Raw genomic sequence first — 17,983 nt, 5'->3', positions numbered from 1 at the left:
AGCGGATCCCGCGCCGCCGGGCACGACATACAGCGTGGCCCGCCACGGCCGGTGCCGAGCTCCGACGCCGCGATCGGCAATACCTCGATGCCGGAATCGGCAAGGCGGGCATTGGTTTCGGAGTTGCGCTCGTAGGCGACAACCACGCCCGGCGCCAACGCCAACGTGTTGTTGCCGTCATCCCACTGTTCGCGCTCGGCGGTCACCGGGTCGAGCCCGGTATCGATCACCCGCAGTTTGTCGATACCCATGGCTTCGGCCGCAGCCCGCACGAAGGGCACCTCGTCGTCGATGCGGACTTCGCCGGAGTCACGATGGATCGTGAACGCCGACAACGAGTCCACGATGTTCGGATACATGACGACGGCGTCGACATCGACCATCGTGCACACGGTGTCCAGATGCATCTGGGCCCGCTCTTGCGCGATCGGCACGGCCAGCACGGTGTGCGCGAGGTCGTCGTCGAACAGGCTGCGCGCCAAGGCTTCCGCGCCGGCAGGTGTCGTGCGCTCCCCCACCCCGACCGCGACCACACCGGGTGCGAGCAGCAGCACGTCACCGCCTTCGACGGGCGCGGACCGCGACTCGTACGCGCGCCGCACCCCGAGAAAACGGGGATGGTGGGCATAGATCAGGTCGGTCAGCGACGTCTCACGCACACGGGCCGGCAGTGCCAGTGACTTGATCGCCACGCGTGGCCCGATCCAGAACGACGAGTCACGGGTGAACAGCAGGTTCGGCAGCGGATCGATGACGAAATCCCCGCCGTGGTGCATGAGCCGGACCAGTGACAGCTCGGCGCCGCTGAACGGCAGCTCGTTGAACGTCATCCCCGCCATCAGGACATGGGCCAGCGCGACAGGTTCGAGCGTGCGCAGGTAGGCCGAAAGCTCTTGCGCCAGGGGCAGACCCAGCCGGCGCGCGTCGACGGCCGCGGATATGCCGTGCATGCGGGCCGCACCGCTGTACGCGAGTGCCTCGGTCAGCAGATCGGCCAGCAGCAATACCTCGACGCCGCGTGAGCGCAGCAGGTCGGCGAAGGCGTCGTGCTCCTGCTGCGCCTTGGCGACCCACGGCAGCCCGTCGAACAGCAGGGCGTCGTTGTTGCGCGGTGTCAGGCGCTGCAGTTCGGGACCGGGCCGGTGCAGGATGACGACGCGCAGCGTGCCCACCTCCGAATTCGACCCCAACACCACATCAGTCACACCTAGAACGGTAACCCCATCCATCACCTCAAGTAGGGTTTAGGTGTCATGGATATGCACGAACTGACCCCGGGCGAAATGGCGCAGCGCAGCGGCGTCGCCGTCTCAGCGCTGCATTTCTACGAACGCGAAGGGCTCATCGCGAGCCGTCGCACCTCGGGCAATCAGCGCCGCTACGCCCGCGAGACGCTGCGCCGGGTGGCGTTCATCCGAATGTCGCAGCGGCTGGGCATACCGCTGGCCCGAATCCGCGAGGCGCTTGCCACGCTGCCGACCGATCGGGTCCCGACGAGCAAGGACTGGGCGCGGTTGTCGGCCGGCTGGCGCCAGGACCTCGACGACCGCATCCTGCACCTGCAACGCTTGCGCGACAACCTGACTGGCTGCATCGGCTGCGGTTGCCTGAGCCTCAAAACGTGTCTGCTCACCAATCCGGGTGACGTCCTGGCAGAACAGGGACCGGGCGCGGCCAGGCTCTGACATATCGAACGTGTGTGCGATACACTCGCGCGCATGGAGCTGGCGCTGCAAGGCTCGCTGTTCGAGCACGCGGAACGTCGCCGACTCGGCAGTGGCGCCTGGGTCGAGCTGCGGTCGGGCTGGTTGCCCGATGCCGATTCGCTGTTCGAAGAGCTGATGGACGCCATACCGTGGCGAGCCGAACAACGGGAGATGTATGACCGCGTGGTCGACGTGCCGCGCCTGGTCAGCTTTCACCATCTGATCAACGAACCGGTGCCGCACCCGCGGCTCAAGCAGATCCGCCGCAGGCTCAACGACACCTATGGCGGCGAGCTCGGCGAACCGTTCACGACCGCGGGGCTGTGCCTGTACCGCGACGGCAACGACAGCGTGGCCTGGCACGGCGACACGATCGGCCGCAGCCGCAACCACGACACCATGGTCGCGATCGTCGGACTCGGGGCGACAAGGGTTTTCGCACTACGCCCGCGCGGTGGCGGGCACGCGCTGCGGCTGCAACACCGGCACGGAGACCTGCTGGTGATGGGCGGCTCCTGCCAGCGCACGTGGGAACACTCGATACCGAAGACCAGCAGGCTGATCGGGCCGCGCATCAGCATCCAGTTCCGGCCGCACGACGTGCGCTAGCGCCTACCCCTTGACGGCGGCCACGGCGGCCGACAGCAGATCGCGGGCCCGCGCGGTGTCGACGGGTGCGACCGGCTTGTCGGGTACCACGAGCGGATTCGCCGTGACGATCACCATGAACGATCCGAAGCTGGCCACGTAGTTGTAGAGCTCGCCCGTGCGCGGCTTGCCCTGCACGGTCGTCTGCACGACGCGATGCGTGCCCACCGTGCGCGCGCCCTCGATCTGAGGCGATTCGACCACGTCGACCTGCCCGCGAGAGCCCGGCCCCAGGAACTTGACCTGCTTGCAGGCATCTCCCGGATCGCTCAGCGGTATGGGTTCGGAGGTTTCCACCGCCAGGACGATGAACCGGTTGCCCGCGCCTTCGGCCGCGGTCGCGGCCATGTTGCCCTTCAATCCGGGCGGCAGCGACTGACCCTCGGCGAACTTCGCGCAGTCGGCCGGTTCGAACTTGACCCCTGGCGGCATCTTCTGCGGCGCGAGCATCTTCGGATCGATCCCGGTCGGCGCCACGTCGCTCACCTTGTATTCCGGGCCGAACGAGGATCGGACCTTGCTGACGTTGCCGATATCGGCGTTGGGGAATTCCGGTTCGTCGGATTGACCACACGCGACCAGTGCGGCCGCACAGGCTCCAACGCACATCACGACGGGTAGCACGTTCCGGTTCGGCATCGCGGTAAATGTACCCGCCGCAACCGGTTCAGCCCCGTAACGCCGACACCGTTTTCACCAGCAGGTCCGCCGCGAAGTCCGCGTCGAGCGCGGCATTCGGCGACCCCGGGTCCGTGACGACGGTGACGAAGCAGTGGTAGGCGCCCAGGTCCGCGGTGAAGGTGTCGGAGTGTGCGCGCGTCTCGGTTCCGCCTTCGACGACCGTCGTGATCGTGGCCGCCATACCGGCCGTCTGCGCACCGTCGATCGGCGGCGCGGCGAGACCGGTGACGGTTGCGGTGGCGTGGCCACCCGACACCGTCCACTGCCCACACTGACCGGCGAGCGCTGGATCCGCCGGCGCGGTGGTGTGGGCCACGACGGCGTACACGATTCCGCCCGAGCCCGACGCCGACCAGCCGCGTGCGCTTGCCGGGTCCGCCGCCGCGGCAGCCAGCGCTGCGCAGTGCGCCGGTTCGGCCTGCCAGTCGGGACCGAAACCCCACAGCGCGATGGGATTGGTCCGGGTATCGATGCCCGCGACCTCGTAGCCAGCAGGCAACTCCTGGCGGACGCGCTCGATCCTGGCCGGATTCACGTTTCCGCCGACGCTTGTGGTGGTGGTCACCGGTGTGGAAGGCGGGTCGGGAGCCGGCTGCTCGCAGGCCGCCGTAACCAACGCAACGGCAACGGCGGCGGCAATCAGGCGCACGGCGCGTTGATATCACAAAGTTTGCTGCCGAGGAACCATAAGCACGGATGTCAAGCCATTTTCCGGCGCCACAACCGCGGCAAGCGTTGCGATACAGCGGAATTTAACGGCGGCACGGTCGGTTTCAACCAGCAGAGCCCGGGGGTGGTGACCGCCCCGGCGATGACATCGTGAGAGGCACGACAGGTGTACGAATTGGCAGTCGCCGCGCTGACCGGCAGTGCGTTGTCCGCGCTGACGCTGGGCTTCCCGGCTGAGACGCTGGCCGCCCCGTCCGGCATCGGGTCGGCGCAAGACACCGTGAACGAACTCGAACAGGACGGCTACCGTGTCGTGCTCTACAAGATGGGTCCGGCGCCGCTGGACCGCTGCACGGTGGATTCGGTTCGCCCCGGCGAGGCCGTGACCCAGACGGTGTATCTCACGGCCCGGTGCTGACCGATACCGCCGCCGGTGAACTAGTCTGCGGCCATGTGCACCCGGGTTCTGTGGAACAGCAACGATCTGGCGGTCCTCACGGGCCGCAGCATGGACTGGCCGGAATCCACTGAGCCGCTGATCGTGGCGTTCCCGCCGGGGCGGTCACGCGACGGTGGCCTGCTGGCCGGTCACCCGGTGATTGCGGAGAACCCATTGCGCTGGACCAGCCGCTACGCGAGCCTCGTCACGACGGTCTACGGACTCGGCACTGTCGACGGCCTCAATTCCCAGGGCCTTGGTGTCCATGCGCTCTACCTGCGCTCCACTGACGTCGGCCCGCGAAACCCTGAACTGCCGGGCCTGCACACCGGTGTGTGGGCGCAGTATCTGCTCGACCAGGCAGCCACAGTCGAAGAGGCGCTGGCACTCATGGACGGCATCCAGTTGGTCATGGTCGGCGCTCGCGGTCGCGAGGCCACCTTGCACCTGGCCATCGAGGACGCTTCGGGCGATTCGGCGATCCTCGAAGTGGCTTCGGGCAAGCTCGTCGTGCACCACGGTAGGCAGTACACCCTGATGACCAACGACCCGACGTATGACGAGCAACTGGCGTTGTTGGCCAAGCAGGATTTCTCGCATCCCAGTCGCGAATTGCCGTTGCCCGGCAACGTGAATCCCGTCGACCGGTTTCAGCGTGCCGCCTACTACTCGGCCCTGCTGCCCGAACCGGCCACCATCCGTCAGGCGGTGGCAGGCGTGATGGCGATCATGCGCAACGTGTCGGTGCCCTTCGGCGCCCCTTATGGCGATTTCGGCGTCTACAACACCGAATACCGCACCGTCAGCGACCTGACTCAGCGGCTGTATTTCTTCGAGCTCAGCACCAGCCCGAGCACCATCTGGGTCGAATTCGACCGGCTTGCTCTGCCCGCCGGGGGTCAAACGCTTGCGATCGACCCGTACGACGAGTCGCTGGCCGGCAATGTGACCGAACGCTTCACGCCCCGCGATATCGCCTTCTGAGTCACTCTCCGGCGTCGTCGCCCGACGGCGCACCGGCGTCTGCGTCGGCGTCGGCGTCCGGCTCGGGCTGCGACGTCTGGTCGGCGGTTTCTGATCGACGTCCGGTCAACGCGTTGACGACCCGCTTGAGCGGCCGGTCGGCCGACAGCTTGGGACCGTCGAAGGTGATCGGGCCACGAACCTTGGGGCGCAATGGCTTTGGGCGATCGGACTTCTTGGGTTGGGGCATGTCGTCGCTGGCGGCTGCCGGTTCGGCGTCCGGTTCGGCCAAAGTCGTCGTCGTGGAATCGGTTGGCGCCGTGGTGGCTGCCGGGTTCCCGAGCGGTATGAAGCCGGGCGGCGTCCCTTCGAGGTCCTCATCTTCGCCGCCGACACCGAACGGGCCGGATGGCGTGGTGCCCAAGGGCCGGCCGAGATTGCTTGCCTGCAAACCGTCGTCGATGCCGACCGGAATCGAGGCGACGAAGTTCGTGGTGAGCGATACCGGGTTGACGACGGGAATCAGATACGCGGGCGTGGGTGCCCCTGGTTCGATGTCGCGGCGGTAGCCCGCCTCGACGAGCACGCGCACGGGCTCGTCGAGTGCGAGCAGGATCGGGCGTGGCACCCCGGCCTGTTCCAAAGGCATGAGTAGCGGCACGATCTCGGTTTCGATGACGTAGTACTCGGTGTCACCGGTGCGCCCCACCGGTACCAGCTCGGGCTGGTCGAGCTCCGGATATGTGCCGTGCAGCAACACGATTCCGGCGATCGCGTTCGCGAGCGCCAGCCCGTTCAACGGGTAGATCGGGAAATCCGACCAGCCGTCATGGACGATCGTGATGCTCGTGGTGTCGAATGCGTAGTCATCCGGTCCCACCTGCGGGCTGTCGGTGCGCGTGGCACCGTCGAAAGTCACTCCGAGGATCGGGATTTCCCATCCCGGAAACCGGGCCAGCACCCCGCCATTGCCCTTGTTGACGTCGGACACCAGCACGAAGCTGATGTCCCTATCGAAATCCTGGGCGGCGATCAGCTTGTTCTTCTCGGCCGAGACCAGCCGCGTGCTCGACGAGTACCCGAGGATCACGAGCGGCGCGTCTGCGTGTTCGGGTTTCGCCATCTCGGCTTCCAGGTCCGCCACGCCCAGCGCGGTCGACTGATCGAACGTCAACGTGCCGTAGATCGGCCAGAACTGTTGAGGTGTGTGTACCGGGTAGCGGTCCCCATCGGGGAATCCCGTTCCGATGTAGTTGTCGACCATGTTGTCGACGTACTCGGAACTCGGATCGGGATTGGTGTTGCCGCCGATGATCAGCGCGTGGGGTTGGTTCAAGACGAGTTGGACGACGGTCGACATGGAGGCCGAGATGGCCAGCACCACCACCCCGGCCATTGCGAGCACTGCCAAGCCCTGCGAACGTAGGGCACGCATCACGACGTCAACCTCCTCCTGGCGCCCGCCCCGCTCGGGCAATGCACGGACCAACCCCGTCAGTTACGTCTGCGTCAATAGAGATGTCCCGTACAACGGTATTTTTCACTGCGGTGGCTAACAGTTCAGCAAAACCATGAAGGCCATATGGCAATTCGTGAACACGCAATCAATGTTGCTTGAGCACTCAAACGACAGCATCGACATCGAACTATGGCAAACCCACGAGAGGCAGCAGTAACGGTTCCAATCCGTTTCCAATCGGCACCCGCTACGGTGCGTGCCGATTTCTCCAACGGATAGGAGCCCCCATGACCACATCGCTGCGCGCCGGCGGTATCGCCGCTGTCGTCCTGGCGCTCGGGCTCGCGCTGGCCGGCTGCGGATCCAACACGACCGCGGGGGATGCCACCACGGAGTCGACGACCGAGACCAGTGAGACGACCACAACCGAGAAAGAGACAACTGAGGCGGCGCCATCTCCGACGCAGGCGTCCGGGCCGAACTACACGATCGTCGACTACATCCGCGACAACAAGATCGTCGAAACCCCGGTGCACCGCGGCGATCCGGGGACACCCGCCCTCAATCTCCCGATCCCCGAGGGGTGGGAGGATGCGGGTGCAACGGCCCCCGAGTGGGCCTGGGGCGCGATCGTCTCGACCGACCCCGCGTTCGCCGCCGACCCGCCGTCGATCATCGCGTTGATGTCGAGGCTGACCGGCGACGTCGACCCCGCGAAAATCCTCGAGTACGCGCCGAACGAGATCAAGAATCTCCCGGGTTACGAAAATCAGGGTGACGGCTCGGCCGGCACGCTCGGCGGTTTCGACTCCTACCAGATCGGCGGCATCTACGTGAAGGACGGCGCCCGGCGGCTGATCGCGCAGAAGACGGTGGTCATCCCCGGCCAGGACGGTCTGTTTGTGTTGCAGCTCAACGCCGATGGCACCGAAGACCAGATGGGCCCGTTGCTGGACGCCACCGCGGTGATCGACGAACAGACCACGATCACGCCCTGACGGTCAGCGGCCGCCGCGGCTGGCCGCGCGTAGAGCGCTGTGCACCCGCAACACCTCGCGCGAGCGGCCGGCGAGGTGCCCCGGCCGGGCACTCGACCACGCGGTCACCGAAGTGGGCCGCTGCCAAAGGAGTTCGGCCGACTCGCCGCGAATATCCTCGGCGAGCCGTTGCAGCTCAGCTCCGGGCTGGACACCGAGCTCGGCGTCCAGCAGGACCTGCACGCGCCGATAGGCGTGCAGCGCGTCGGCCCGTCGCCCGGCCCGGTACATCGCCAACATCAGCTGGGCCCACAGCTTTTCCCGCAGCGGGTGAGCTGCCACCTCGGATTCCAGCTGCGCGATGAGCTCCCAGTTGCGGCCCATGCCCAATTGCGCGTCGAACCGGGCCTCGACCGCATCGGCCCGCAGCGCCTGCAACCGGTGCACCTCGTGGTGCACGAACGGCTGATCCCGGAAATCTGCGAGTGGCGCGCCCCGCCACAAGCGCAGCGAGCGCTCGAGTACGCGGGCGGCGGCGACGTCGTCGTCGGCGGCAAGGAGGCGACGACCCTCGCGGACCAGCGATTCGAACTCCCGAATGTCCACCAGGTCGGAGCCCAGGTTGAGGCGGTAACCGTTGTGGTCGGTGATGAGCCGGTCACCGCTCAGGATGCGGCGCAGGTTGGCAATGTAGGCGCGCAGGGACGCGATCGGCTTCGGCGGCGGCGTGTCGCCCCAGACCATGTCGACGAGCAAGTCGGTTTCAATCGTCCGTCCCCCGGCCAGCAGCAAAGCGGCCAGGACGCCCCGCTGGCGAAGCCCACCGAGCCCGACCGATTCCTCGTCCCGTACGACCGACATGGGGCCCAAGAGCAAATAGCGCATGAGCCTCCTCAATTGCGGGGACGCGGCGTGACTCCATCAGCATCCAACATCGTCCGGCTACTTTGCGCAGCACAATCCGCCAGCTCGAGGGCAAACTCAGGAACGGGAGAACTCCGATGCGGCGGCCACCTGCTCCGCGGTCGGCCGCACACCCGTGTAGCGCTCGAACTGCTCGGCGGCCTGCAACGCGATCACCTCGGCGCCGGTGATCACCCGTTTGCCCGCGCCTCTCGCGGCCGAGATCAGCGGGGTCTCGGCGGGCATGGCAACGACGTCGAACACCGTGTGCGCCGCCTCGACGGTGTCCGCCTCGAACGCGCGCCGGTGCTCGTCCGGCCCGTCCGCCATCCCGATCGGGGTGACGTTGACGACGACGGGTGCGGTCAGGTCACCGACGTCGGGCGCGTACTCATAGCCAAGGCGCTCGGCGAGCGCAGCGCCGGCGGCGCGATTGCGTGCGACGATGACACCGCGGCGAAACCCTTTGTCCCGGAAGGCGGTTCCCACGGCATTGGCCATACCGCCACTGCCCCGGATGATCACCGCGTCAGCAGAATCGAGTCCGTCGATCAGCGTCTGCACGGCAACGTAATCGGTGTTCGACGCGGTGAGATATCCGTCATCGTTGACGATAGTGTTCACCGCGTCGATGGCCCGCGCCGACGGTTCGATCTCGTCGACGAGGCTCATCACGTCCTGTTTGAACGGCATCGACACCGAACAACCCCGGATGCCCAGTGCACGCACCCCACCGATCGCCGCGGTGATGTCGGTGGTCGTGAATGCCTTGTAGAGGTAGTCCAGCCCGAGCTGTTCGTAGAGGTAGTTGTGGAATCGGGTCCCGATGTTGCTGGGCCGCGCCGCCAGCGAGATACACACCTTGGTGTCCTTGTTGAGCTGTGGCCTCACTGGCTCACCGCCCGGATGACCTGACGCGTGACGTCGCGGATCTGGCCGACGAGCTCAGGCGAGAACGCGACGGTCTCGACCGACGGCACGTCCACCTCGGTCACCACCACCCCGAGGTCCTCGCGCTGCCATGTCGCCCCGAGCCGATCCAGGATCCTTCGCATGGCGTAATTGTCGCTCAGTACCCGTGCGGAGAAGCGTTGGACACCAACGTATCCCGCAGAGACCACGAGAGCTCCCATCAACAGGGTGCCGATTCCGCGGCCTTGGTAGTCGTCACCCACCGTGAACGCGACCTCGGCCGTCGTCGAATCGTGGCCTTCTCGCACGAACCGGGCGTCGGCGATCACCGGCCCCAGCGCCCCCTCGGTGAGCACCCACACGAAATGGTCGGCGTAATCCACCTCGAACAGGTATTCCAGCAGGGCCTTGGTGGGCTTGCGCACCGACTGGAAACGACGGTAGAGCGTCTCGCTCGAGAACTCGACCGGACCGTTGAGGGTGCGTTCCACATCGCCAGGCAGTACTGGACGGAGATAGAACCAATCGCCGTTGCGGACCTGCACCGGGATGGGCGTGATGAACGCCGCGAGCCGCTGGCGCGCGATCCGCACGAGCCGGTCGAACATCCCGGGCAGGTGCAGGATGGTGTCGAACGCATCCCGGTCACCGATCCAGCCGGTAACGGCCTCGGTCGCGACCACTGTCGCGGTGCGCGGTGCGTCGCGGAGCAATGCGATCTCCCCGACGATGAGGCCGGGTTCGATGTCGAGGACCACGGGTTCGGCGTCCGGGACCTCATGACTGATCTGGACGCGGCCCGACTCGATCAGCATGAAGGTCACGGCCTGGTCGCCTTGCCTGATCAGCACCTGCCCAGGGGCTGCCTGTAGCGGACGTAGCTGGGCGGCGAGCTCCACCAGACTGGACGGCCGACATCCGGCGAAGAACTCCAGAGCGGCGAGGTCGGCGGCGCTGGCCTCGGTCAGTTCGGCCACGTCCCCCAGGCTACGGCGCGACCGCCCGTTGGGTCAGGGCTTGGTGAATCCTTCTTCGGCGAGCACCTTTTGGCCTGCCTCGCCGGTGACGAGGCCGACGAAGCGGTTGGCGAGATCGGCGTTGCGCGAATCCTTGAGCACCGCAATCGGGTACGTGTTGACGGCTTGCGCGGACTCGGGGAACGGAACGCTTGTGACCTTGTCGCCGGCGTCGGCGGCGTCTGTGACGTAGACGATGCCCGCGTCGGCCTGTCCGGTGGTCACTTTGTTGAGGACATCGGTGACCGACGTCTCCTCACTCACGGGTGACAAAGTCACTGCCGTGGCCTTCTCGACCTTTTCGGTGGCACCGCCGCACGGCACCGGCGGTGCACACACGACGACGCTCACCCCGGGTTTCGCGAGATCCTGGAAACTCTTGATGCCTTTGGGGTTTCCTGGTGCGACGGCGATGGTGAGAGTGTTGGTCGCGAAGTTGACAGGCTCGCCGTCGACGAGACGGGCCTGCACTGCTTTGTCCATGTTTCGGGTGTCGGCGGAGGCGAACACGTCGGCATCGGCGCCCTGGGTCAGCTGGGTAACCAGATCCGAAGAACCCGCGAACGAGAACTCGATCTCGGCGCCGGGATTGTCGGCCTTGAACCGTTCGCCGATCTCGATGAACGCGGGCTTGAGCGACGCTGCGGCGAACACCACGACCGAGTCCGCAGCCTGGGTGGACGGCTCCGATGAACAGGCACTGACGAGCATCACCACGACGAACGCCGCCGCGCCGGCACGCGCACGGGTCACGACTGCCCTTTCGGTGTCTCGACGATCACGGTGGTGGCTTTGACCACCGCCACCGCGACACTGCCGGGTTCGAGACCGAGATCACGCACAGACCGACTGCTCATCAGTGACACGACTGTGAATGGGCCGCACTGCATCTCGACTTCCGCCATGACCTCGTCGGCGACCACGTTCGTGACCAGTCCGGCGAACCGGTTGCGCGCCGAACTTCCGATACCGAGCGGGTCTTTGGGCGCGGCGGCGGCATGGGCTCGCGCGAATGCTGCGAGCGCCGCACCCTCGATCACCTTGCGCCCCGAGGAATCCAGCTGGGCGGGTAGCACGCCGTCGTCGATCCAGCGCCGAACCGAGTCGTCGCTGACTCCCAGCAACTCGGCCGCATCGCGGATCCTGATCTCGGGCACGGCGCCAGCGTAGCGGCCCAACCAGCCGGAGACAACCGCATTTGCGGTGTAATACGCCATATATATCCGAGAATGCGGATTAGCGGTCGAACAACACCGCGGCCAACGCCGTCGCCGATTCCAGCACCCCTGGTTGTCCGCCGTCGTGCAGCACCGACGCGTACACGTGGTCGGCGCCGGCGGCCCGCTGTTCGCGTAGCCGGGCCGCGATCCGATCTGCGCTCCCCCACGCGACCAACGAGTCCACCAGCCGATCGCTCAGACTCTCGATGTCTTCTTCGGTAAAGCCTTGCCGCAGAGCCGAGTTGACGTAGCCGGGCATCGAGAACAGGAAACCCAGCGGAATGCGGGCGGTCTCGCGGGCGGTTGCCGGGTTGTCGTCCATCACGACGTACTGCCCCAGCGCGAGGATGCGGTCCGGCCCGAGCTCGCGCCGCGCGATCGTGGTGTATTGCGGCGTGAACAGCATCGGCACCGCGCCGGCGCAGTACTCGCGTGCCAACGCGAGACGGCCGGGGCCGAAGGCTGCCAGTAGCCGGCGGGTGCGTGGAATCGAGAAGCCCGGATCCTCGAAATACTCGGCCATTCGGCTCGATGCGCCCGCCCCGGCGAATGGTCCGAGACCCATGACCAGACGACCCGGAGTGCCGTCTTCGACATGTCGATAGAACTCACCCAGTTCGGCCGGACGGTAGCCGTCCGGCATGACCACCGCGGGGGCCACGACCGCTCGTCTGGTGGCCGCGATGAGTTCGCGAAGCCGATCGAGGTGATCGAGCTGGCCGCCGTTGACCCACAGCGTGCCGAAGCCGAGGGCTTCGATTTCCGGCGCATCGGCCAGGCGCTCGGCGCTGACATCCACGGCGATCCCGAAGGGGCTCATGTTCTCCATGACGGGAAACCTATGACCTCAACTCTTGTTGAGGTCAACACCGTCAGGCCTCGAATTGTGTCCCGTCCAGCTCGAGCGCTTTACCTTGAAGACGTTGGCCGAGATAGATGTCGGTCTGCATGAGCCGTTCGGCATGCCACCGAATGTCCTCGGCGTGTTCACGGGAAGCGGTGTAGCGCATTGCCATCGTCGACACGTCGATGCGGCGCGTGTCCCGGACCGACAGGTCCTCGCCGACCTCGAACCCGTCGGACTCGGCCGCGGCGATGGCCTCGAGCACCTGGCCCACGGCGAGCCGAAGGTCGCGGCTTCCGTCCTCGGCGATGTTGGCCGCCTCGCGTTGAATGTCGCCCTGCTTGCGGACCACGACGGCGTCAGTGGTGACCCGATTCAGCGCGGACTCCCCGGCGTCACCTGACCATTCGGTCCCGCCAGGGGCGGCGACATTCTGCCGGTGCCATTCGAACAGCTCCTCGGACTGCGCGGCCATCTGGCGCCAGCGGGCGGCCGCGTCGTCCAGATGCGTTGTGTCCCAAGACTCTATCCGGGATCGGGTCGGAACGTCATCGGATGATCCCGCGTTGTCGGTCGAGCTCACATCAACTCCGCCAAGCCCCCAGCGGTTTCATCATCGACGGCCTCGAAGCGGCTGGCGCCGGCCAGCATGTCCCCGGCCTGCGCACTCACGCGCGTGGATTGGCGACCTCGGGCCGCCGACACGGCAGCATCCATCGCCGACACACCCGTATGGGTGGGGCTGACCAAGGCGGCGTCGACGGTCTCCGCCGTCAATTCGGCGGCGATCATCTCGCTGCTTATAGCACCTGCCCTGAGCCCGCCCGGGTCGACTCTCAGATCGTTCGCCACCACAATCCCCCAACTGGCCAATCTGCTCAAGGCAGGCTACTCCACCGTCACCCCGATCCCCTACTACGGGGGGTATTGATTCTGCACCGAAAATACTGCGAAATCTTCGGCAACGAAAATGGCAGATCAGTTGCCCGGGCTGGCTTTTGACAATCACGCGCCCGAGGGCTTTGCCCAGTCCATTGTCGAGCCCGTCAGATGAACGCGAACCGTCAAATCTGGCAAAAGCGAGTGTATCGCCTGCCCGCCATAACGGTGCCAGCCAGCAAATTCTTGACGGATTTCATTCGCTGGGCAGCCGGACTGCGCGCGACGCCCGCTCGACACGACTGCCGAATCCCCGGCCCAACGCCACGAACAAGGACGTGGCACGCAACCCCGGGTTGCGTGTCACGATCGCGCCGCGACTGGACGGCAGCAGCACGCGCACGCCCGCAGCGGCCAGTCGCTGATTCTCAATCACTTTGGGCCGGAAACCGCACTCACGCGATGTGAATGCAGCTACACTTCCTGGCCGCTCGCGCACCTCGGGTTCAGGCTATCGACGCGGACCGCCGGGCAAGCATGGCCTTGTGGGCGGCGTCGTAGCTCGGGTCGATATCGAGATGCCCTGATCGAACCACCAGCAACGCTTTCGCGCGGCGATTGGCACCCGCCTCAACATGGCCGCGCCACGGTTGGATTCGTTATACAGAATGGCGCGATGGGTCATTCGAGCACGTTGTCGATGGGAAATATGGAGGCATCGGCCGAGAGGCCGCATGAATCGGGCCGAAGCCGAACGCCGGATGGCCGAATGTTGTCCGTCCTCGCCACACCGAATCGGCGAATACCGTCCCGGCCGATAATTACCCCTGGACGTCAGGCGTGCAGTTCGGCCCAATCGGCGAGTGCCGCTTCCGTTGTCACATGATCGAGTGCGAGCGCCGCGGCGCCGTGAATCGGGGCATCCTCGCCGAGAAGTCCGTCGCGCACCGGCGGTGCCGAAGCCTTCCGGAACGTCATCAGTCCGTCGCGATAGGCCGATTCGAACGCTTCAGGCGCGGCTTCGCGCAGCGGCGGTGCCAATCCGCCGAGCGTGACGATGTCGGGATCGTGGATGTTCACCAGCCCCGCGACGCCCCGGCCGAGCGACGTCGCCACCGCATCGAACGCGGCCCGCAGCTTCTGCGGTACCGGGCTAACCTTCAACTGCTCGTAGGCGAACGCGATCGGGTCCCCCGGCCGCGGCAGGCCGAGGTGGCGGGCCAGCGCACGTCCGTCGACCGTCTGGTCCCAGCAGCCGCTCGCGCCGCATGGGCAAACCAGAGCGGGATCACCGAACGGTATGTGCCCGTATTCGCCTGCGGCGCCGTGAGAACCGGTCACGGGCTCACCGTTGACGATCAGCGTGCCGCCGATGCCGACCGTGATGATGAGATGCAGCACGGTGTCTGCGTCGCGGGCCGAGCCGTAGCGCGCCTCGGCCAGTCCGGCCAGTGTCGCGTCGTTGCCGGGCAGCAGTGGCAGCTGGACCCGGGCCGGGAGCCGCGACATGATCGCCGAGAGGTCGATGCCGCTCCAGCCGCGCGTCGTGAATTGCACCAGCCGCGAATCGCTTACCGTTCCGGCCACCGACACGGCTACGGCGCGCACTCGGCCGGCGCGCTTCCGATACGCCTTGGCGATCTCGGCCGCGATGTCGTCGAGCAGCCCGGCCTGGCCGACCGACCTTCCCTCGGCCACGACGTGCGGCACACCGTCGAGCCCGGCCTGCGCCAGCCGCCAGTCCCCGGGGCGTAGATCGACGACGAGCACGAGTGGCCCGTCTGGATGCGGTCCGAGCACGGTCGTCGGCCGGCCCCGGCCCTGCGCGGGCGCCGGGCTCTCATCGAGCAGATGTGCGCGCCGCAACCGGGCCAGCAGATCGGTCGCGCCGCCGCTGCTCATGCGCAGCCGCTGGGCGGCGACTGCCCGGGTGATGCCCGGCTGCGCACGCACCAACGCGATCATCTTCGCCGCGCCATACCAGCGCACCTGAGATGCGGATCGATGCTCGGTTGGCATGGCATAAATATCCCATTTGATTTAACTCGTCCTCTGAGTATATTCGGCCCCATGACGGCAACGCCTCTGACACAGGCCGAATCCGCGCGATCCGCCGCGGGTTTGAGGGCCAATCTGCCCGGCCTGCTGTCGCTGGCCGCCGCGTCCTGCCTGGCCGTCACCACCGAGTTGTTACCGGTCGGCCTGCTGCCCGCGATCGGGGAGAACTTCGGCGTGTCGGCATCGCTGACGGGCCTGTTGGTGAGCCTGTACGCGGTCATGGTGGCCACGCTCGCCGTTCCGCTGACGGTCATCACGGCACGCTACGGCCGCAAACCGCTATTGCTGCTCACGCTCGTCGGGTACGCGCTGTGCAATGTCATGGTCGCCGCCGCGCCGGTGTTCGCGATGGTTGCCGCCGGGCGCGCGATCGGCGGCGTCAGCCACGCCCTGTTCTTCTCGCTGTGCATCGGCTACGCGCCGCGACTCGTGCCTGCCGCGTACGTCGGCCGGGCACTCGCCATCGCCGGCGGTGGCGCATCGGCGGGAATCGTCGTCGGCGTTCCACTCGCCACGTCGCTGGGCACCGCCTTCGGGTGGCGGGTGCCGTTCGCGGTACTCGCCGGAGTCGCGGTGGTGATCCTGATGCTTGTCGCACGACTGCTGCCCGGCGTGTCCGGCGACCACCCGGCGGGCACGGCACGCGGCAGCCGCGCCGGCCTGGCTGCGGTGGTCGGCGCGAACGCGCTCACCTGGCTCGGGCAGTTCAGCATCTACACCTACATAAGCCTGGTGCTGCTGTCGTCCGGGCTGGGCTCGGCGTTCGTCGGGCCCGCACTCCTCGTCTGCGGCGCGTGCGGTGTCATCGGACTGTTCTGCAGCGCAAAGGCTTTGGACCGCAATCCACGACGAACGGCGACCGTGGTCTTGCTGATCGTCATCGGCGGGCTCGCCATGCTGGCCGTCACGTATCCGGCACTGACGTGGGTGCTGCTCGCGGTCGCACTGTGGAACGGCGCGTTCGGCGGTATGGCGTCGATCTACCAAGCGTGCGCCGTACGGTGCCACGCGGTCTCACCGGAACTCGCGGGAGCGTGGGTCAACGCCAGCGCCAACCTCGGCATCGCGGGTGGCGCGGCAATCGGCGCCGGACTGCTGAACGTCGTCGGGATCGGCAGCCTGCCGATCAGCGCCATCACGCTGATCTCCGCGGGGCTTGCCGTTGTCGTGATAGCGCGGCGGGCGTTTCCATCCCGGCCGTAGCCGAACCGCCGCGAACGTCGAACTGAAGTGGAGCTAAGGGGAATCGAACCCCTGACCTACTCGATGCGAACGAGTCGCGCTACCAACTGCGCCATAGCCCCTGATACCGGTAGCACAGGCTACCAGCCGAGTGCCCAACTACAGAAACCGACCGCCCTACTGCCCGGAAGCGCGTGGTAGATCGTATTCACGCGAGAACGGTGCATAGTCCAGATGCTCGAAGATCGGGTCTTCGTCGTCGATCTCAAGCACCACCGAACCGGGCCTGCGCAACCGTGCCGGCACCACATCGAGCTTGTGGTCGTCGGTGTTCTCCACGCCCAATCGAGACCGCATCATCCGCTGCGCGCGGCGGCGGCGCAGTTGCTCCTCGATGCGGGTCTGGCGGCGCAGGTAGGCCAGGTACAGCACCGTCAGCGTGGCCGCGGTGCCACACACCCACCACGCCGCGGGGTTCACCAGGAACGCCATGGCGGCCGACACCATGAGCACGACCGCGAACACCGCGAGCACGCGCTTGCGGAACTTGTACTTGCGCGCACTCACCTGGGCCGCGGTCTTGGATTCGTAGCGGCGTTGCCGGTTGGCGCTCAGCGATGCGACGGGCGTTTCGGTCCGCTGATCGCGGTCGTCGGTCTCGGATTCGGCCTCGAGCCCCGACGAGTCGTCGACGTACTCGTATTCGTCGGCCGTCGGGTCGGAACTTTCCTCATGCTCGTCACTGTCATCGATGAGATCGTCGGGATCGTCGAGATCCAGTGGCACCTCGTCGGTTTGAGCCTCAGCGAGGGGCTCGGCCGCCTGGGGTTCTTCGACCTCTTCGACGGCCGGCTCGGCTTCAGAGTCGTCGACAGAGGCGCCGACCGGCAGGGCGCCGGAATCCTCTTCGACGATGTCGACATCGAGGTAGTCGGGCTCGGGGTCCTCGGCCACCGCGGCCGCCACGACGACCGAGTGACGGGGTTCGTCGTCGACCTCTTCGAGTTCGCCGTCCAAATCCTCGTCGAGGTGATCTGTCGCGGGCTGCCAGTGCGGGTCGCTGTGATGGCCGGCGGCGGGACCGCGCCGTAACCGTTGCGCGTTGCGCCCGCTGTTGAGCACGCGCGTCGCCAAGGCGACGTCGCTCGTGCGACGGACCGAGTCACGCTTGCTGATCAACATCGGGACCAGCACGAAGAGCCAGAGCACGACGAGGGAGATCCACAGTAATGATTGGGGGATGCTTGGCATGACGCCTGCTCCTTTCCCCTCCAGGCTAGGTCTGTGACCAGCGCATCCGTGGACGGCGCGCCGAGCACAATTACACACCTGTAATTCGCTGGAGACAAGCACCACCAGTCACAAATGTCACAGTTGTAACAGATTGACGTCGCGGAACTGCATTCCCGGCCGCTTCCGCGTCGGCT

21 protein-coding genes and 1 tRNA gene are annotated in these 17,983 nt (G+C 66.5%); 6 read left to right on the top strand and 16 right to left on the bottom strand.

The window, feature by feature from the left end; genetic code table 11:
* Nucleotides 1-1,229 (bottom strand): arginine deiminase (gene arcA / locus ACRCUN_RS29775; RefSeq protein WP_462145219.1); only part of this gene is annotated, 1,229 nt, incomplete at its 3' end.
* Nucleotides 1,230-1,253: 24 nt separating this feature from the next.
* On the opposite strand from arcA, the gene soxR reads away from it, so the two are divergent.
* Nucleotides 1,254-1,685, top strand: coding sequence for a redox-sensitive transcriptional activator SoxR (soxR, locus tag ACRCUN_RS29770; protein WP_462145218.1), 432 nt, complete (start codon nt 1,254-1,256; stop codon nt 1,683-1,685).
* Between the two features lie 33 nt (nt 1,686-1,718).
* Complete coding sequence (locus ACRCUN_RS29765; protein ID WP_462145217.1) at nt 1,719-2,315, top strand: alpha-ketoglutarate-dependent dioxygenase AlkB; 597 nt, start codon at nt 1,719-1,721, stop codon at nt 2,313-2,315.
* A gap of 3 nt (nt 2,316-2,318) precedes the next feature.
* Here ACRCUN_RS29765 and ACRCUN_RS29760 read toward each other — a convergent pair whose 3' ends face one another.
* Nucleotides 2,319-2,993 (bottom strand): DUF5642 family protein, encoded by a 675-nt coding sequence (locus ACRCUN_RS29760; RefSeq protein ID WP_462145216.1) that lies wholly within the window; start codon nt 2,991-2,993, stop codon nt 2,319-2,321.
* A 28-nt stretch (nt 2,994-3,021) separates the two neighbouring features.
* On the bottom strand, nt 3,022-3,684 hold the full coding sequence (locus ACRCUN_RS29755; protein ID WP_462145215.1) for a DUF5642 family protein: 663 nt from the start codon (nt 3,682-3,684) through the stop codon (nt 3,022-3,024).
* A gap of 186 nt (nt 3,685-3,870) precedes the next feature.
* On the opposite strand from ACRCUN_RS29755, the gene ACRCUN_RS29750 reads away from it, so the two are divergent.
* Both ACRCUN_RS29750 and ACRCUN_RS29745 read left to right on the top strand, forming a co-directional pair.
* Nucleotides 3,871-4,122 carry a hypothetical protein gene (locus ACRCUN_RS29750; RefSeq protein ID WP_067844300.1) on the top strand — a complete coding sequence of 84 codons (252 nt, stop codon included), beginning with the start codon at nt 3,871-3,873 and terminating at the stop codon, nt 4,120-4,122.
* Nucleotides 4,123-4,155: 33 nt separating this feature from the next.
* A complete protein-coding gene (locus tag ACRCUN_RS29745) occupies nt 4,156-5,127 on the top strand; it encodes a bile salt hydrolase (RefSeq protein WP_462145214.1) in 972 nt (323 codons plus the stop codon).
* Nucleotide 5,128: 1 nt separating this feature from the next.
* Here the strand turns inward: ACRCUN_RS29745 and ACRCUN_RS29740 are convergent, their stop codons facing one another.
* Nucleotides 5,129-6,541: a PE-PPE domain-containing protein gene (locus ACRCUN_RS29740; protein ID WP_462145213.1), complete on the bottom strand. Its 1,413-nt coding sequence runs from the start codon at nt 6,539-6,541 to the stop codon at nt 5,129-5,131.
* A 311-nt stretch (nt 6,542-6,852) separates the two neighbouring features.
* On the opposite strand from ACRCUN_RS29740, the gene lpqN reads away from it, so the two are divergent.
* Nucleotides 6,853-7,563: an envelope biogenesis lipoprotein LpqN gene (gene lpqN / locus ACRCUN_RS29735; protein ID WP_462145212.1), complete on the top strand. Its 711-nt coding sequence runs from the start codon at nt 6,853-6,855 to the stop codon at nt 7,561-7,563.
* A 3-nt stretch (nt 7,564-7,566) separates the two neighbouring features.
* Here the strand turns inward: lpqN and ACRCUN_RS29730 are convergent, their stop codons facing one another.
* The 10 genes from ACRCUN_RS29730 to ACRCUN_RS29685 all read right to left on the bottom strand — a co-directional run bounded on the left by ACRCUN_RS29730 (nt 7,567) and on the right by ACRCUN_RS29685 (nt 15,335).
* Nucleotides 7,567-8,427, bottom strand: a complete 861-nt coding sequence (locus ACRCUN_RS29730; protein WP_462145211.1) for an AfsR/SARP family transcriptional regulator — start codon at nt 8,425-8,427, stop codon at nt 7,567-7,569.
* A gap of 96 nt (nt 8,428-8,523) precedes the next feature.
* The gene (locus tag ACRCUN_RS29725; protein ID WP_462145210.1) at nt 8,524-9,336 is read right to left on the bottom strand and encodes a shikimate 5-dehydrogenase; all 813 of its coding nucleotides are present in this window, start codon (nt 9,334-9,336) and stop codon (nt 8,524-8,526) included.
* On the bottom strand, nt 9,333-10,334 hold the full coding sequence (locus ACRCUN_RS29720) for an acetyltransferase Pat (protein WP_462145209.1): 1,002 nt from the start codon (nt 10,332-10,334) through the stop codon (nt 9,333-9,335). The genes ACRCUN_RS29725 and ACRCUN_RS29720 overlap by 4 nt, the downstream gene beginning before the upstream one ends.
* Before the next feature lie 33 nt (nt 10,335-10,367).
* On the bottom strand, nt 10,368-11,084 hold the full coding sequence (gene modA, locus ACRCUN_RS29715) for a molybdate ABC transporter substrate-binding protein (protein ID WP_462145223.1): 717 nt from the start codon (nt 11,082-11,084) through the stop codon (nt 10,368-10,370).
* Between the two features lie 38 nt (nt 11,085-11,122).
* Nucleotides 11,123-11,530, bottom strand: a complete 408-nt coding sequence (locus ACRCUN_RS29710) for a TOBE domain-containing protein (protein WP_462145208.1) — start codon at nt 11,528-11,530, stop codon at nt 11,123-11,125.
* A 79-nt stretch (nt 11,531-11,609) separates the two neighbouring features.
* Entirely contained in the window at nt 11,610-12,422 is an 813-nt protein-coding gene (locus ACRCUN_RS29705) for a TIGR03620 family F420-dependent LLM class oxidoreductase (protein ID WP_462145207.1), read from the bottom strand.
* 43 nt (nt 12,423-12,465) lie between these two features.
* Entirely contained in the window at nt 12,466-13,020 is a 555-nt protein-coding gene (locus ACRCUN_RS29700) for a hypothetical protein (RefSeq protein WP_462145206.1), read from the bottom strand.
* Nucleotides 13,017-13,289, bottom strand: a complete 273-nt coding sequence (locus ACRCUN_RS29695; RefSeq protein ID WP_462145205.1) for a hypothetical protein — start codon at nt 13,287-13,289, stop codon at nt 13,017-13,019. Before ACRCUN_RS29695 ends, ACRCUN_RS29700 begins: the two co-directional genes overlap by 4 nt.
* Before the next feature lie 283 nt (nt 13,290-13,572).
* Nucleotides 13,573-13,752: a hypothetical protein gene (locus ACRCUN_RS29690; RefSeq protein WP_462145204.1), complete on the bottom strand. Its 180-nt coding sequence runs from the start codon at nt 13,750-13,752 to the stop codon at nt 13,573-13,575.
* A 398-nt stretch (nt 13,753-14,150) separates the two neighbouring features.
* Entirely contained in the window at nt 14,151-15,335 is a 1,185-nt protein-coding gene (locus ACRCUN_RS29685; protein ID WP_462145203.1) for an ROK family protein, read from the bottom strand.
* A gap of 51 nt (nt 15,336-15,386) precedes the next feature.
* On the opposite strand from ACRCUN_RS29685, the gene ACRCUN_RS29680 reads away from it, so the two are divergent.
* Nucleotides 15,387-16,577: an MFS transporter gene (locus ACRCUN_RS29680; RefSeq protein WP_462145202.1), complete on the top strand. Its 1,191-nt coding sequence runs from the start codon at nt 15,387-15,389 to the stop codon at nt 16,575-16,577.
* 28 nt (nt 16,578-16,605) lie between these two features.
* Here the strand turns inward: ACRCUN_RS29680 and ACRCUN_RS29675 are convergent.
* A tRNA-Ala gene (locus ACRCUN_RS29675) sits at nt 16,606-16,678 on the bottom strand.
* Between the two features lie 55 nt (nt 16,679-16,733).
* Nucleotides 16,734-17,807: a divisome protein SepX/GlpR gene (gene sepX, locus ACRCUN_RS29670; protein WP_462145201.1), complete on the bottom strand. Its 1,074-nt coding sequence runs from the start codon at nt 17,805-17,807 to the stop codon at nt 16,734-16,736.
* Nucleotides 17,808-17,983: the final 176 nt, after the last annotated feature.

The organism is Mycobacterium venezuelense (assembly GCF_054919535.1).
The sequence above is the reverse complement of the archived record's forward strand: the minus strand, read 5'-3'. Positions and strand labels throughout refer to the sequence as shown.